Source organism: Ewingella americana ATCC 33852, assembly GCF_000735345.1.
GTDB lineage: Bacteria > Pseudomonadota > Gammaproteobacteria > Enterobacterales > Enterobacteriaceae > Ewingella > Ewingella americana.
The window spans coordinates 1-16,642 of record NZ_JMPJ01000040.1 but is presented as its reverse complement, the minus strand read 5'-3'; the positions used below and the strand labels follow the sequence as shown (position 1 = coordinate 16,642).

General features: G+C 51.6%; 14 protein-coding genes. All 14 read right to left on the bottom strand.

Annotated features, from left to right (window positions below; genetic code table 11):
- Positions 1–7: 7 nt before the first annotated feature.
- Positions 8–823 (bottom strand): MaoC/PaaZ C-terminal domain-containing protein, encoded by an 816-nt coding sequence (locus tag GEAM_RS07095; protein ID WP_084674065.1) that lies wholly within the window; start codon positions 821–823, stop codon positions 8–10.
- Positions 820–2,085 carry a beta-ketoacyl-[acyl-carrier-protein] synthase family protein gene (locus tag GEAM_RS07090; protein WP_034790102.1) on the bottom strand — a complete coding sequence of 422 codons (1,266 nt, stop codon included), beginning with the start codon at positions 2,083–2,085 and terminating at the stop codon, positions 820–822. Before GEAM_RS07090 ends, GEAM_RS07095 begins: the two co-directional genes overlap by 4 nt.
- A 37-nt stretch (positions 2,086–2,122) precedes the next feature.
- Positions 2,123–3,493, bottom strand: coding sequence for an efflux transporter outer membrane subunit (locus GEAM_RS07085; RefSeq protein ID WP_034789965.1), 1,371 nt, complete (start codon positions 3,491–3,493; stop codon positions 2,123–2,125).
- Positions 3,490–5,442: a MacB family efflux pump subunit gene (locus tag GEAM_RS07080; protein WP_034789963.1), complete on the bottom strand. Its 1,953-nt coding sequence runs from the start codon at positions 5,440–5,442 to the stop codon at positions 3,490–3,492. Before GEAM_RS07080 ends, GEAM_RS07085 begins: the two co-directional genes overlap by 4 nt.
- A complete protein-coding gene (locus GEAM_RS07075) occupies positions 5,435–6,601 on the bottom strand; it encodes an efflux RND transporter periplasmic adaptor subunit (RefSeq protein ID WP_034790100.1) in 1,167 nt (388 codons plus the stop codon). Before GEAM_RS07075 ends, GEAM_RS07080 begins: the two co-directional genes overlap by 8 nt.
- Positions 6,602–6,609: 8 nt before the next feature.
- Positions 6,610–8,739 (bottom strand): peptidase domain-containing ABC transporter, encoded by a 2,130-nt coding sequence (locus GEAM_RS07070; protein ID WP_034789962.1) that lies wholly within the window; start codon positions 8,737–8,739, stop codon positions 6,610–6,612.
- Between the two features lie 55 nt (positions 8,740–8,794).
- Positions 8,795–9,742, bottom strand: coding sequence for a lysophospholipid acyltransferase family protein (locus GEAM_RS07065; protein ID WP_034789961.1), 948 nt, complete (start codon positions 9,740–9,742; stop codon positions 8,795–8,797).
- Positions 9,742–10,416, bottom strand: coding sequence for a DsbA family protein (locus GEAM_RS07060; RefSeq protein WP_034789960.1), 675 nt, complete (start codon positions 10,414–10,416; stop codon positions 9,742–9,744). Before GEAM_RS07060 ends, GEAM_RS07065 begins: the two co-directional genes overlap by 1 nt.
- 100 nt (positions 10,417–10,516) lie before the next feature.
- Complete coding sequence (locus GEAM_RS07055; RefSeq protein WP_034789957.1) at positions 10,517–10,717, bottom strand: DUF4762 family protein; 201 nt, start codon at positions 10,715–10,717, stop codon at positions 10,517–10,519.
- 502 nt (positions 10,718–11,219) lie between these two features.
- On the bottom strand, positions 11,220–11,849 hold the full coding sequence (gene cheZ / locus GEAM_RS07050; protein ID WP_172468464.1) for a protein phosphatase CheZ: 630 nt from the start codon (positions 11,847–11,849) through the stop codon (positions 11,220–11,222).
- Between the two features lie 38 nt (positions 11,850–11,887).
- Positions 11,888–12,277, bottom strand: coding sequence for a chemotaxis response regulator CheY (gene cheY / locus GEAM_RS07045; RefSeq protein WP_034789951.1), 390 nt, complete (start codon positions 12,275–12,277; stop codon positions 11,888–11,890).
- A gap of 50 nt (positions 12,278–12,327) precedes the next feature.
- Positions 12,328–13,377 (bottom strand): protein-glutamate methylesterase/protein-glutamine glutaminase, encoded by a 1,050-nt coding sequence (locus GEAM_RS07040; protein WP_034789950.1) that lies wholly within the window; start codon positions 13,375–13,377, stop codon positions 12,328–12,330.
- Positions 13,377–14,249 (bottom strand): protein-glutamate O-methyltransferase CheR, encoded by an 873-nt coding sequence (cheR, locus tag GEAM_RS07035; RefSeq protein ID WP_034789949.1) that lies wholly within the window; start codon positions 14,247–14,249, stop codon positions 13,377–13,379. Before cheR ends, GEAM_RS07040 begins: the two co-directional genes overlap by 1 nt.
- A 130-nt stretch (positions 14,250–14,379) precedes the next feature.
- Positions 14,380–16,068, bottom strand: a complete 1,689-nt coding sequence (locus GEAM_RS07030) for a methyl-accepting chemotaxis protein (RefSeq protein WP_034789948.1) — start codon at positions 16,066–16,068, stop codon at positions 14,380–14,382.
- Positions 16,069–16,642: the final 574 nt, after the last annotated feature.

Here is a 16,642-nt window from a genome sequence, read left to right as displayed (position 1 = left end):
GTTGGTATTAAGCGTTAGCGATAGTGGCCTTCAATGTCACTGTGCTCTTTATCAAGACTGTTTCCTCTACGAAAGCCTGAATAGAAACTCGCAAAATAAATCCAGCCTTACTCTTTCCCGCCACCAGCGCAGGTAAAATCGAGAACCTCAGTGGCTGGTTGAAAACGCTAATGTCATCAAGAACGAGCAGACTGGGGATGAAATGCGTTTCATGATGGGTCTGTACTATCTGAACTTTGTTGAATATCGCCATCAAATTCAGGCAATCAAACTCAGGAATCAGTTCACGTATCCGGCACATGGTGACGGGAGAGTGAATAAGCTGCTTGAACAACATGCAATCGAGCGCGTTCCATAGAGTGGGTTTCTGCCCTGCCATGGCTGAGAGTCGCTCGAGCGATACTGCCATCTCCTCGCATGAAATCTGTCCATCCTCATCTGCGAGACTTTGCAATATGGCTGGCACAGACACCAATTTGCCATGGATACAATTTTCTAGGTTTGCCTCGTCTAATAGCGCACTCCGCATTTGTTGCTTTTGATTGAGTAATAATTGCTCAGCCTTGAGTTTGTAGGCGTGCTGGTAATAAACCGGCTTATCGAGTCGGCAGCTGAATAGAAGGCTTTGGCCATGTGGCTGTGTTGATTGGGCCTGAGCACTGAGCGCTGCTTTAATATCAAGCATGGCACGCATGCCGTGGATGCATAAGGCATTTAGCCCTAATGGGCGAGCAGCCTCTAAACTAAAATGAATGGGATTGTGATCCCCAGAGAATGCAGCCCACTGCTCGGCATCTTGCAATTGATAGCGCTTTGTCATCATTTTGCCTTACTTATTACTAGCGCAGCATTTGCACCGCCAAAGCCGAAGCTTAGGTTCAGCGTGTTGTTGACCGAGCCGCAACGATGCCCTTCGACGATATAATCCAGATCACATTCAGGATCGGCCTGTCGCATATGATGCGTCGCCGGCATGACTTGGTGCTTAAGCACTTGTAAACAAACGATGGTTTCGAAGCTTCCCGCTGCACCAATGAGATGCCCAGTATAGGATTTTGTGCTGGAACACGGGGTGCTGTAAGCCGCTTGCTCGCCAAAGGCCAGCTTGATGGCCTGAGTTTCATTGAGATCGTTGAGAGGCGTCGAGGTCCCGTGTGCATTGATGTAATCAATGTCATTCGCCGTTAAGTCGGCTTGGGTCAATGCGCGGCGAATAGTTTCTACGCGGGCAATTTTATCTTCAGCCGGGGCAGTGAAATCAAAGGCGTCGGAGAAATTCCCGTAGCCTTTGATTTCGCCAAGAATGGTTGCTCCCCGCGACAGTGCGCTTTCTCGCTCCTCTAGACAGAGCACGGCCGCCCCTTCGCTCAACACAAAGCCATTACGCTCGGCGCTAAACGGGCAGCAAGCCTTAGTGATATCATGCTGTTCGCGGCAAAGCGCACCGAGAACGTCGATGTTCCACGTTGAAGAGTCAGAGCGTAATGACTCTCCCGCCCCAGCCAACATCATGCTAGCTCGCCCGGACCGAATCGCTTCAAAAGCATCACCGATAGCTATCGTGCCCGTCGCGCATGCGGCAATCGGCGTATTTTGATACCCCCTCAGCCCCCACAACAGGCTGACTGCGGCAGTTGCTGAGCTAGGCATAGAAAAGAAGCAGCCAAAAGGGGAACCCATTTTGCTTCGCAGGTAATCTTCGTGTTGCGCCAGCGTCTCATCCTGTCCGGCCCAGCCAGAACCTATGATTGCGCCACAATGGAGTAGATCATAGAACTGCTCTGGGCGCTGCTCGCCAAAGGCCATCTGCATCGCTTGTTGGGCACTAAGTAAGGCCAGACGGGCGAAGCGTGGCAAGCGGCGGCGGATTGCAGCAGGAACAGATTGCAGTTTGGGCTCTTCATCAATCAGTCCAAAAAATCGCGATTTAATCCCCGCTGCCGACCTGTCGTAGTAACGGTAGCCAACGTGATAATTCATGATGGCGTCCCAGCTTTCAGCGGCGTTTCCACCGATTGGCGTTACCGCACCGTAACCGGTGATGACCACCCGTCGTTTAACATTACCTGCTGCAGAAATATCCATATTCATATTGTTTCCCTTTGGATTTTTGACGTTAAAATCAAGCTCCGCCTAATGCCAGCCACAATTTCATCGTGGCATTGAGGTAGCTATATTGCGTTTGCACCAGCGTATTTTCGCTGCTTAGCAAACTGTCCTGCGCATCAAGCAGTGTCTGATAGGAAACTGCTCCAGCTCGATACTGGCTGTTGGCCAGTTGCAGCCGCTGCCGGCTCAGTTGCAAATCAGTCAATTGATTCTGTTTCTGCTGTTGATATGTCAAGCGCTGCGACATAGCGTTATCCACGTCACTCAGCGCGCTATAGACTTTGCTGCGAAATTGAACCGCGGCTCGCTGTACATCAATCTTTGACTGCTCAACGGTGAGCTGCACCTTATTCCATTCAATAAACGGCAAGGCAAGCGAGCTTCCCAGCGTTCGTACGGGGTTACTGAACCACTGTTGGAAAACCGCCGCTCCCGCCCCAAGACTGGCATCCAGCGTCACCCTCGGGTAAAAGTCGAGACGCGCCACATCTGAACCTGCCAGCGCCGCCCGCAGGTTCCACTCGGCAGCCTGTATGTCCGGTCGCCTGGCAATGACCTCCAGAGGTAAGTGTTGAGTAACCGCAATCGTCTGGGTAACATCCAATGTCACCGGCTCGGCCTGCCTCTGTTCCGGGGAACGGTTGAACAGGATAGCCATCGCGTTGCGCGCTTCCTCCCGCTGTTGTTGAAGGTCGCGCAGCGACACGCGGCGGCTAAGCAGGGACTGCTCTGCCTGTACAACGTCTAACCGACTGACCTCTCCGGCAGTAAACCGCGATATCACCAAACGCTGTGAATCCTCGGCGATATTCAGGCTCTGCTGACCGTTTACGATCTGCTGATTGAGACTGCCCAGTTGCCAATAGAGCTGTGACAACGTGCCAATCAAGGTCAACGCCGTCGCCTGACGGTCCTGCTCGGAGGCTTTTGCCAGCCACTCTGCCTGATCCCTACTTCTCCCCAGTCGTCCCCACAGGTCTAACTCATAGGAGGCACTTAACGAGCTGCTGTAACTCTCACTGGCGCGACTGCCATTGCTGATGTTTTTACTGTTGTTAGTCCCCAAGGAGGCGTTGAAACCTGGCGTCATATTGGTATTTCGCAGCCCGGCAGCCAGCTGCGCCTGACGCACCGACAAGGTGGCCAGAGCCAAATCGTTATTGCTCTCCAGCAAAGCGCTAATCGCTCTTGAAAGCTGCGGATCCTGAAAATTATCCCACCAATGGCCACGCCGACTAAGGTATGCAGCGCTACTCTCGCTTTGATGATCACTCACACGCCACTGATCGGGCACAGATAGCATGGGTCGCTGGTAGTCACTTTTCAGCGCCGGACCACAGCCAACTAAGGCTAATAACAGGACTATTCCAAATATTTTTTTCATTCGCGGGCCAGTGCCTCCGTCGGGTGCAGGCGGGCCGCATTGCGCGCTGGGGCAAAGCCAAACCCCAAACCAATCAAGGCGGAAAATGCGCAGGCCATGACGACAGGCGGCCAAGTAAATACCATGGTGAACGCGTCGGTTATCTGCGCAAAAATCAGACCAGCGATGCCAGAGCCGATAATGCCAATCGCGCCGCCCAGCGAGCAAATCACCATGGCTTCGATAAGAAATTGCCGCATGATGTCGCTCGGGCGCGCCCCGACAGACAAACGAATGCCGATTTCATGGGTCCGCTCAGTCACTGACACCAGCATGATATTCATGACGCCCACCCCGCCCACCAGCAGGGAAATACCGGCAATGGCGGTGATCAGCAGGGTCATTGAGTCCGAAGCGCTTTTAATCGCTTTGCTCATTTCGTCATTAGTCATGATGAAAAAGTCGCGCTGGCCGTGCTCAACCTCCAGTTGCTTCTCAACCTTGCGTTGCACATTATTCATGTCATAGCCTTGTGCGACCCGCAGTGTGATCGAGTCGAGCGGCTTATCGCCCGACATCCGCTGGAGCAGCGCGGTATAGGGGGTCCAAGCTTCTAAATAGGCACCGCTATATTTCGGACCGGGTTTGTCTGCGACGCCGATCACCCGAAAAGGCACACCGGCCAGTTGAATAATCTGTCCGAGAGGGTTTTGGTTGTAAGGGAAGAGCGTGGCTTTGACATTGGAATCAATGACGATCACCGGCTCGCCATGCGACACGTCTTGTTGATTGAAGCGACGGCCTGCGCTGAAAGTCGCACCCAGCACGTCAAAATAGCCTTCGCTAACACCATTGAGAGAAGCCCAAACCTGCTTGCTCGCGCGAATCGCAGTGGTCTGCTTCACCACCACCGGCGAAAGGCTGTCGACATAAGGCTGGCGCTGAAGCAGCTCAACATCGCTGATTTTCAGCGCACGCTGGAATTCAGGCCGTGTCTGCTCCCAACCAATTCCCGGGAGGATATCTAGAGTACTGCTACCCAACTGGTTGATTTGGCTAATTATGCTGAGTCGGGCACCTTCCCCCACCGCCATGGAAGAGACCACGGATGAGATGCCGATAATGATCCCAAGCATCGACAAAAATGCCCTGCCGCGATGTCCGAGCAGCGAACGCCACGCCATGCGAATTGACTCTTTCACATCACGCCAGGCAGGAGAGCGCCCGGTAGCGACGGCCAGGGGCAAAGCGGCACTGATAGTGGACTTTTCCCACTCTGGATTCTGGTTGTCCGCCACGATTTCACCATCGCTGATTTCGATAATCCTTTGGCACTGGCGAGCAATAGTACGGTCATGAGTGACAATAATCAGTGTGTGCCCGGCCTGATGAAGGCCGTGTAGGATTGCCATCAGCTCCTGCCCGCTGGTGCTATCAAGCGCCCCCGTCGGTTCGTCGGCCAAAATAATGTTCGCGCCGTTCATCAAAGCGCGGGCAATACTCACCCGTTGCTGCTGACCGCCAGAAAGCTGGGCCGGGCGATACAACATGCGTCCGGCAAGCCCCAGCCGAGTGAGTAAATGCTGCGCTCTTACCTCGCGCTCCGCGGCAGGCATGGCAGTGTATAACGCCGGGATAGAAACATTCTCCTGCGCGGTGAGGTAAGGGATCAGGTGATAACGCTGGAAAATAAAACCGATAAATTGGCTGCGAAGCTGCGCCAGTTCGGCACTGCTGGCCGTATCGGTTGGCACACTCATGATGCGCATTTCGCCCTGCGTCGGTTTATCTAGACAGCCAATGATGTTCATCAACGTTGACTTGCCGGATCCCGACGCGCCAACGATGGCGACCATCTCTCCACTGTGAATGCTCAGGGAGATGTTTTTCAGTACTTCTACCGACTTGCTGCCGGAGATAAAGTGCCGGTAGATGCCTTTGAGTTCGATTAATGCCGTTGAATCAGCCATGTTCGAACTCCGCCGAGGCAACCGCCGTCACCATAACCTGTTCGCCCTCTTGCAGCCCTTCAAGCACTTCCACAAATTGACGATCGTTGATGCCAACCTTGATTAAGCGTGACTCCGCACGTCCCTGCTTGAGGACCTGCACCTGATAGCGGTTTTCACCCTGCTCGGCTCCTAGCGCAGCCACCGGTAACAGCAACGCACTCTTTGCTTGCTCAACCACCACAAACACCTGCGCAGTCATCGATGTGCGCAGCACGCCTTGAGGATTAGCGATGTTAAACATCCCGTTGTAATAGACGGCAGAAGGCTGGTCTTGCGAGGAGTTATCGCCGTTGTTGTCTTGTAGTGCCTGTGTTGGGGCATCTTGAATAGCCTGCATCTGACTGTCGTAGCGACGCTGCGGTTCGGCGAGCACATGAAACCACAGTGGCTGGCCGACCTTCACTTTCAGGATATCCGCCTCGGAGATGCGGGTGTGGACCGACATCGTGCTCACGTCGGCGAGCACCAAAATAGTCGGGGCGCTCTGTGAGGACACGATGGTTTGCCCCTCTTGAGTTACAATGCCGAGAACCACGCCATCAATAGGTGCGCCGATGCGGGTAAAACCTAGATTGGCTTGTGCCGTTTCCAGCGACATTTGCGCACGTACTATCTCAGCCTGATTGACTTCAATTTGCGCTTTTTGCGTCGCGACTCGGGCCTGCGCCTGCTCAAGAATGCTTTTCGTGCCCGCGTGGTCTCGGTCGAGACGCAGTTGGCGATTCAGTTCTAACTGAAATTGGCGAAGGGTGACTACCGCCGAACGTTTTTGCGCCTCGGCACTTGCCAGTTCGGCCTGAGATTTTCGTAACTCACTGAGTTGCAAGGTCGGGTCAATTTCTGCCAGCAACTGGCCTTTCTGCACCTGGTCGCCCTGACGGACATGAACCTTGGTTAATTGACCATTCACCTGGGCACCCACATTGACCTGTAATGAAGGCTTGAGCGTGCCGGTGGCCAGCACGGTTTTCTCAATATCCCCCCGGCTAACAGTGACAAATTCAACCGGGCCTTGGTCAGTTGAACTGCTTTGCTGCACGACCACGCCAGCCAGCAACATGAGCATAGCGACGCAGGCTGCCATCGTCACTTTGCTGAGTTTGAGTTTCGAATTCATGAGTTTCTTCATGCTGGCGCAACCTCATGCTCTACCTGAGCAATATGACCAGCGGACATGCGATACACCTTGTCGAACAGCTCTAAGGTCGTCTCACTGTGCGTAACGGTTATCAGGGATTTGTTAAATTCACGGCAGTGTTCAATCACATATTTCATGACCCGATAAGCCGTCTCATCATCAAGATTGGCTGTAGGCTCATCGAGCACGAGAATTGGGCAATGACTGTACATGGCTCTGGCCAGCAATAGGCGCTGGCGCTGGCCCAAAGAAAGCGCGGCGTGGCTTTCGCGGATCAGGGCGTTTTGTTTACCGGGTAACTGTTCAACCACCTCATGTAGCTTCAACCCAATCAAAAAGTTATCGATACGGCGTTGTTTTTCACCATCCAAATTACTATCAAACAGAGTGATGTTTTCTAACACAGAGGCACTAAACAAGATGTCTTCCTGACTCTGCAAGAAGAACAGCTTCTGTAGTGACTGGCCGCCCAGAGCCTGCCCATCAGCCAGAATCTCGCCCTCTTGCGGCTTAACCAGTCCGGCGATAATTTTTAGTAAGGTGCTTTTCCCTGCTCCCGATTCACCGACTATGGCAATTTTCTCGCCACGCAGAACGCCAAATGAGAGCTGTTTTAACAGAGGTTTGGCCGCGTCATACGCAAAGTTTATCTGCCGATAGTTCAGACTTTGATGGAAACTTACTGGCGCGGATGCTTCAGCCATGCTCTCATCCGATGACACATCGCTCGTCGTGCGTGGGAACAGGTCATTAGCGCGCGTGTCGATGACATGCAGCTGATTTTTCTGCAAAATTGAGAAGAATATTTGAGTGATGTAATTAGTAAAAATCTGTCGGACGAAGCTATAGGCAAAAAACTCTCCGAGCGTGATCGCGTTGCTCTTCAGTAACGGCAGCGCCAGCAGCATAAACAGCACCATTTCAAGACTGCCAATGAACTGGTAAAGGCTACTCTTCACTTGCTCATACATTTTTTGGCTTTGCTGGCAGCTAAAAAGTGATAAAGCGTAGGCAGCGAAAACTTGTTGGCGCTGTGCGCTAATCCCCGCCGACTTTATGGTGGAAAAACCCTGAATGGTTTCCATTAAGAAGTCGCTCTGCTCGGCACTTTTAACCTGCAATTGCTGGGTGTAAAACCGGTCGCGATAAATTGCCCAAACGCTCACTAACCCCATCAGCGTTACCCCCACCGCCGATACCATGGCAAGCAGTGGGCTCATGTAACACATTACGCCAAAGGCAATAGCGCCAACTATCCAGTCGGTTCGTAGGCCGTTATCAAGTTCGATTTTTTGCGTCGCTGCCATCTGCCAGTTGGAGAAGCGGCTATAAATTTCGCCCGGCGCGCGTTTGTCAAAAAAGCTTAGAGAGTTAGTGAGCAAGCGAGAGAACCCCGCCACGCTCTGCAACACCACAAAACGTTTAATAAAACGCTCAGTGACGCTACGCACCCCGTAAGCCAGCAGAGTGGAGACCACGAAGGCCAGCATGAAATAAAAATAGGGAAAATCAGCGCCCTCAGCTGATGAAAATACGGTATTGATGGCGCTACTGACCATCACAGGCATAATAAATAGGGTGAGCGACACCAGAAATGCCAGCATCATCAGCCCGTATACGCCATGAATGGCCGCCGTCTGTTTGAGGCTCATGCATTCCATCATCCGCGAGCGGCGCGGGCGGCACCCAGCGGCGGCGACTTTTTCTTCCGGCTGCGACTCAGCGTCAATCACCAACGCATAACCACTGATTTCAGCCTTAAGCGCCGCGAATGGCAGCAACTGTTCGCCAATCCCTGGGTTCATCACGCAGACATAACTGCCCTGCCGATAAGCCAGCAACACATAGTGGCTGGAGCCGTAATGCAGAATCGCGGGCAGAGGTAACTCAGCGAGTTCGTGATGCTCGAAGACGACCGGACAGGCAGGAATAGCCAGTTCGGCTAAAATTTCACATAGCCTTGATAAGGCCGTGCCGTGGGCGGAAGCAGGAAAACGCTCACGAAGCTCTTCCAGAGAGATATTGATCCCCTGTGTTTCGGCGAGCATGGCGATGCAGGCCAAACCGCACTCGTTGGTCTCACTCTGAAAAATCAATTGAGGAATAATATTGTCCATAACCAATCGTCTTAACATCCTGTTAAATTAATGCGCAGTAATGAAATTGCTGATGTTATTCATTAATAAAGTAGAGTGAATGTGCATGCCATAACATCCAGTCGTTGGCATGCTCTCGGATTGAATTTTCAATAATTTCTGGCATATGCTGTTTCAATTGCGTTGCCTTTAGGGGGGGATGAATTTTTATCCTCACTCCCCCGTCATAATAGAGGTGGTAAAATACGACGCGGGCAGAGATAGCTCGTGACAGTCTCACGATGCCGTTATGTAATTTGGCTGGTCGCTGGAATAATTTGCACGGCAATTTGGACGACTGGCCCTGATAGGTGCCGAGGGTGAATTCAGGGGTAATATCGGGGAAAAGAATAATATTACGCTCTCCCTGTGCTGCGCTCATCAGTGATGTCAACAAGTTCCCGGCGATAGCGCTGCCCTGGTCATGAATTGAACAATAGTCAAGATTCAACCCGCCCTGAAGCAGCTCGTCCTGAGAATGGACGTGGTTGCCAAAAGAGGCAATCACCGTCGCCTTATTGGGGTAAACGCCAGCACCTACCATGGTTGCCAAGATATCCGATACCATATGCAGCGGGGCCAGCATCACTGATTGACCATCGCGATGTAATGGTTCAACCACCGCATTCAATTGTTCAGTGCAAGAGGCAATCTCTTTGAGAACCTTGGCGTTTCGCCCAAAAGTCGCGGCTCTGACCAACCACTCACGCCGCTGGGTTAACCAGATATAATTAAGAGCATCGCTGCCTTGTAACAAACATTGTTTGTTAGCCTGTGCAACTTCAGCCCTCACCTTGAGAGCACGCCCGGTCAATCCCAAACCTCTATTGATGTGTGGCAGAATGAAGAGCCAACGATAGTTGATATGCCTCAGTAAGAAATAAGCTATCCGCGATCCCAACAGCTGGGCGAAATAATTTATGCGCCCAAAATAGTTGACAATATTCATCCATGTTAGTTGGAGTCGCAGCGCCAAAAATTTCATCACTTCTCCAGAGGACTATCGTTATTCAGTAAAGATAATAATTGATCGGAGAATTCAGGGAATTCACGATCCTGAAGAGCGATCCATTTTTTTGATACGATAAAAACAGGTGTGGCATTAACCTTATAATCGCGGGTGACTTGCGTCATATATGCCAGTTTCTGTTCAACTGCAGCTGATTGACGAACTGTATTGTATTCTTCAGTGTCAATATTATTACTTTTAAGCCAGCCGTTTAGCTGCGTTGCATCACCTAAATCGATATCATCTTTGTTTACCGCCCGATAAGCACTATCACGATATTTTGCTTCTATGCCCATGGCATCTAGCGTGGCAAATACCGCGGCATAACGTCCAAGTCCGCCTTGATCTTCATAGCTAACATGTAAACGTACCAGTTTCTTACCCGCTGGAAGCCGCTTTTCGAGTTTCTCTACATTTTCTTCATTCGATGCACAATAGTGGCAACCATAAGATAGAAACTCAATAATGTCCTGCCCGTCCGCGATTCTGCTGTTGGTGACTTTATCCGTGCTAACAGAGGTTAATAACTGTTGAGGATTTTGCTCATTTTTATTTAAAACAAAGGTATGAAAATAAGCCGTGGTGACAAAAGCAGAAATGACGGCGATGAAAACAGTGTATAAAGCGGCAATAGTTATTTTTTTACGCATAGACAACTCAATCCTTGAGCTCAGAAAACCATTAAACAACGTTGGGCACATCGTTATCACTAACGATGTACCCAACTAACTAAAGACCTTTAACGATCAATTAGTTGCTTGGGCAACTTGATGCAGCTGCCACGTTCAGATGCTTAGTGATAGCACCATTTTTATCAGTACACGTTTTTACTGAGTAACAAGTTGGTTTAAGGTTAGGGCCCAGAGCAATTTCATAGTTGTTGGTGCAAGTGCTGTGTTTGAAAGTACCGCCAACAATAGTTTCCGCTTGTGACATAGCCATCTTTTTCATATGTAATTTCCTTATATAGTTAGTTTATTACTGCTTCATTTGTTGGTTATTGATAACCAAATTACTCTACCCTCACTTATTCAAAACGTGGGGCATAACAAGAAGAGTCATTAAATATCTCAACCTCTTCTTGATGCGGCGCAGTATATCGGCATCATTTTAATTGGGCAACATCTAGAAGACAGAGCAATACGTAATTAATCAGCGATTACCAAAGACCTTGAAATAGGATATTTCCAAGGACTTATCACCACAACCATATAACGACAAACCCAGTCATTTGAAATAATTAAAAATAATGTGTATTAGATTAAATTTTCATTCTCGTAATGAACTAAGAAAATTAGATCTTTTGATCGTGATTATGTTAATAAGCGAGATAATAATTTTCGAAAAGAGGTAATTAAGCGGCGCTAAAGAGGGCTATAACTGAATCCATCCGTTTGCCCAGAATACAAACGGATGGAATAAGGGTTGTAGAGAGATAAGAAGAGGTCGAGATTTAGAAGCCCAAACTGTCCAGCAAGTCATCGACCTGCTCTTGAGACGCCACGACCCCGACGCCTTCGGCGTTGAGTTGCGGGCCATTCAGTAGGCTGTCGTTTTCACGTTTGGCCTTGATGTTCTGCTCAGGAATGTTATCCATCAGCACGGACAGCAGTTGATTTTCAATCTCTTGGACTACGGTCATCATACGTTTGATAACCTGCCCTGTTAAATCTTGGAAGTCCTGCGCCATCATGATTTCCAACAACTGCGCATTGGTAAAACTGGTGTGCTCAGGGACTTCTTTGAGATAGCTGCGGGTGTCCGTCACCAGTTCACGGGCATCGGACAGCTCGATTGGGTTTTCGAACCATTGATCCCAACGCGCATCGAGTTTTTTCGCCGCAGCTTCCAGTTTGTTTTGACGCGGTTGTGCCGCTTCAACACAGTTTAAAGCACGTTCTGCCGCCTGAGCGGTCATGGTGACCACGTAATCCAGTCGATCGCGGGCATCAGGAATGGCTTCCGCCGCCTGTGCGATGGCTTGATCAAGCCCCAATTCGCGCATACTGTCGCGCAACATGCGCGTCAGTTGCCCAATCCGGGCGATAATATCGCCCGCGGTTGCTGCATCGTTTGCAGGCATTGTCATTCCTGGAGGAAGTAAGTCAGCCATATCTGCTCCTACATGCCTAGTTTTTCAAAGATTTTGCCGAGCTTCTCTTCCAGAGTCGCGGCGGTAAATGGCTTAACGACATAGCCACTGGCACCCGCCTGCGCGGCGGCCACAATGTTCTCTTTCTTGGCTTCTGCGGTCACCATCAATACCGGCATTTTTGCCAGCGCGACGTCGGCTCGAATCGTTTTCAGCAGATCAAGACCGTCCATGTTTGGCATGTTCCAGTCAGACACTACGAAGTCAAAACCACCGGCACGCAATTTGTTCAGTGCGTCAACGCCATCCTCGGCTTCTTCCACATTCTGGAAACCAAGTTCTTTCAACAGGTTGCGAACGATTCGGCGCATAGTTGAAAAGTCATCTACCACCAGAAAACGCAGATTTGGATCGGCCATGTTTAGTGCTCCTAAATTGTGCTGCTTCATCACCCTAGTGGGATGAAAAATTAAATACGTAAAGCCTGTCCGGCTGATATTTGTGCCAGCATGCGCTGGCTTATTTGGCTGAGATCCACCACTTCGTTGACCCCACCGGAGGCAATCGCCTCACGGGGCATCCCGAACACCACACAGCTGGCTTCGTTTTGAGCCAATGTGTAAGCCCCGGCGCGGTGCATCTCCAGCATGCCGGCAGCGCCGTCATTGCCCATTCCTGTCAGGATCACCCCGACAGCATTGCGTCCGGCGAATTGCGCCACCGAACGGAATAACACGTCAACCGACGGACGATGGCGATTCACCGCCGGGCCGTCGTTCAACTTAACCTGATAGTTCGCCCCGCTGCGGGTCAGCTCCATATGTCTGTCCCCCGGCGCGATGTAGGCGTGTCCCGGCAGCACGCGCTCGCCGTCTTCCGCCTCTTTCACCGTGATTTGGCACAGCTTGTTCAGCCGGTCGGCAAAAGAGCGAGTAAACCCCGGCGGCATATGCTGAGTGATCATCAATGCCGGGCAGGTTGGCGGTAACGGCTGCAACACGTGGCGAATCGCCTCGGTGCCGCCGGTAGACGAACCAATGGCGATGAGCTTTTCACTACTGAGCAGCGGCGTATGGCTGAGCATGCGCGGCATGTCAGCATTAACGTTCTTGTTCAGTCGCGCCTTGGAAGCCGTGCGGATCTTGTCAGCAATCAGCTCGCTATAGGCCAGCATGCCTTCGCGAATGCCCAACTGCGGCTTGGTGACAAAATCGATAGCGCCCAACTCCAGCGCCCGCAACGTGATTTCCGACCCCTGCCCGGTTAACGAAGAGACCATCACCACCGGCATCGGGCGCAGGCGCATCAGTTTTTCGAGGAAATCCAAGCCATCCATGCGCGGCATTTCGACGTCCAGCGTCAAAACCTGCGGGTTGAATTTCTTAATTAAGTCGCGTGCAACCAGCGGATCAGGCGCGGTTGCCACCATTTCCATATCCGGATGACTGTTGATGATTTCGGTCATCAACTGCCGCATCAACGCCGAGTCATCGACACTCAACACTCTGATTTTATTCATTACCTCTCCTTGGCGAGACCGTATACAGTTTGGCCACGCAAATAAAATTCCCGGCTAATCTGGCTGAAGTTTTCGGAATGTCCGGCAAACATCAGGCCGCCCGGTTTTAGTAACGGAACAAATCGGCGTAAGATTTTTTCCTGCGTTTGTTTGTCGAAGTAGATCATCACGTTACGACAAAAAATCGCATCAAATGGCCCATTGAGCTGCCAGTGGCTGGCCAGCAAGTTGATCTGCTGGAAAGCCACCATTTGCGCCAGCTCAGGGCGGATTCGCACCAGCCCGCTGTGCGGACCCGTGCCTTTCAGGAAGAACTTCTGCATCTGTTGGGTGCTTAGCGTGCGTAATTCTTCCTGACGGTAAACACCAGCGACCGCCTTCTCTAACACTTGGGTATCAATGTCGCTGGCCTGAATGCTGCAACTGGCCATGCGCGGGCCCAGTGCTTCACTCAGAGTCATGGCGATGGAGTAAGGCTCTTCCCCGGTCGAGGCGGCGGTACTCCAAACGCTGTAATTATTCGGTCGTGAGCGGGCATGTTCGGCGAGGATCGGGAAGTGATGTGCTTCGCGAAAAAAAGCCGTCAGGTTAGTGGTTAAAGCATTAATAAATGCCTGCCACTCCGCGCTGTTGGCATCACTTTCCAGCATCGCCAAATACTGGCCAAAATCGTTAATTCCTAGAATTCGCAATCGACGAACCAGTCGGTTGTAAACCATCTCTCTTTTATGATCCGCCAGCACGATACCGGCGCGCTGGTAGATAAGCTCGCTGATACGGCGAAAATGGATATCCGACAGCGGCAGCCGTTGGATCATTTGCGCCATAATCGACGCGTTATCCGGATCCTGGTTTGAATTAGGAGCACTCATAACGCGGACTCCTTAGACGACAGATTCTATTGCTATTGCCCAAATGGCTTCCCTACTCTCATCACCGAAGCATCAGAGGCGGAAACCGCCCCTGTCATGCTGTTGTTACTGCTAAACGCTTTGTTGCTAGTTAGAAAGTTTCCCAGTTTTCCGTCAGGTTATTGCTAGCGGCACCTTTGGTGACTGGGGTTGAAGACAGGTTTGGCGTCAGCAAAGGCTGGCGCGCCGAGGTGGTCGTCGGGCGCACCACGTTGACCTGATGCTGGCCAAGGCTGAAGACGGCCACGGACTGGGTTAACAGGCTAGCCTGCTCTTCCAACGCGGCGGAGGCGGAAGCAGATTCTTCAACCAAGGCGGCGTTTTGCTGGGTCACGCGGTCCATTTCAGTAATGGCCTGCGCCACTTGCTCAATGCCACGACTCTGTTCATCAGAAGCAGAGGTGATTTCGCCCATGATGTCGGTCACGCGAGTCACCGCGCTCACCATGTCACTCATGGTTTCACCGGCGCTTTCCGCCAATACGGAACCCGTGTTGATGCGGCTTACCGAGTCATCAATCAGGCCTTTAATCTCTTTGGCGGCTTGGGCGCTACGCTGCGCCAAACTACGAACTTCCCCAGCAACCACGGCAAAGCCGCGACCTTGTTCACCGGCGCGGGCTGCTTCGACCGCCGCGTTCAGTGCCAGAATGTTAGTCTGAAAGGCAATACCGTCGATAACGCCGGTAATATCAGTGATTTTCTTCGAACTGGCGGCGATGTCGCTCATGGTTTGCACCACGTTTGATACCACTTTGCCGCCCTTCTGCGCGGTTTCGGACGCACTCAGCGCCAGCTGGCTTGCCTGACGGGCGTTTTCGGCGTTCTGTTTCACCGTCGCGGTCAGTTGCTCCATGCTGGCAGCAGTCTCTTCCAGTGAAGAAGCCTGTTGCTCGGTGCGTGAAGAGAGGTCGTTGTTACCGGCAGAGATTTCGCTCGCGCCGCTATAGATAGCGTCCGCGCCCTGACGCACTCCAGAAACCGTGCGGATCAGCTCGCTTTGCATGTCTTTGATGCTTTCAGCCAGCAGGCCGATTTCGTTACGGCTTTCCACCTTCACTTCTTGGGTCAAGTCACCGCGAGCAATGTGCTGGATGCTTTCGACCAGTGAACGCAGTGGGTGAACCAGCACGCGCTGCACGCCAAACCATGCCAGACCAATAAACAGCACCAGCACCGTGAGGATCACGCCCAGCACCCAAAGTGAGTTGCTAAAGGAGTCTTCGCTGACGTTGACCGAGTGGCTATAAAGCTTGTCGTTTTGGTCGATATAGTTGACAAATGCCTTTTCGAAGCCGTCTTGATACTGCTGGGTAGGCTGCTCGAAGAAGTCATTGATGCGACCCAAACCGATTAGGTCAATCAGGTCACTCAGCGCGCCATTCAGAACGTCATAATTCTTTTTGATTTCAGCGGCCAACGCAGGATTCTGGCTAGCATCGCTGGGAATTTTTTGATATTTGGCGTAGTGCTCGCCGGCAATTTTCAAATCCTTCTGCGCGACGTCGATAAGCTCTTTCACCGTCGCCCCACTGCCCATCTGGTTAGCATCCAACATAAAGCGAATGCCCGCCCGGTTAAGGGTGTTGCGAGTTTGCAGCAGATAGATCCAGCTGGCATTCAGCTCAGCCTGTTGCACACGAATTTGCTGTGAAGTGGCAAAGTTATCTTTATCGGTTTTAAGCGATTTGAAGAACAGCCCACCAGAAACCAACTGTAACGCCCCAAAGACCACCAGTAAGACCACGATGGCCGTCACCACTTTCATACGCTTAAACATCATGTTTTGCCTTTTTCCATTAATTCATCTACAGAGGGTTATCGGCAGGGCGATGTATAACTTGAGAGCGGTTTTGTAAAACCGCTGAAAACTTAACGTCTAAACCGTGTGCTCGCCGCCCACACCCGTAAAACCTTGCGTTGCCACGCAAACTGGCCTTAAGGGCAAGGTCGTGCGCTGGCACCACACAGGCCTTAAGGTCAAAACCGTGGGCTCGCCGCCCACACGGGCCCAAAGGGTTTTAAACGAAACCCTTTGGAATCCTGCGTTTTTTTGCTGCTGTTAGATCGAGGCTTCGCAGGGTTGAGATGGACATGTTTCAGTTGCTTCTGTGATCGCCACGAAATGACGCCGCTTAGGCGGTGCCCTCGCTGCGGGATTCCAACCCGCGTAAAAAGACACGCGGTTTTCCACCTCTTGCTCGGCGTCATTTCTGAACGTGGCCTACTGGCATTTACCCCGTGCCGTTTCAGTGGAGTAGACCAGCGCTCCACTGGAACGGCACGGTTGAGAAGCCAATAAGTCGCGTTCAGATGTGACGCCGAGGGAGTGGTTCGAGACCTATGGCTCGAAG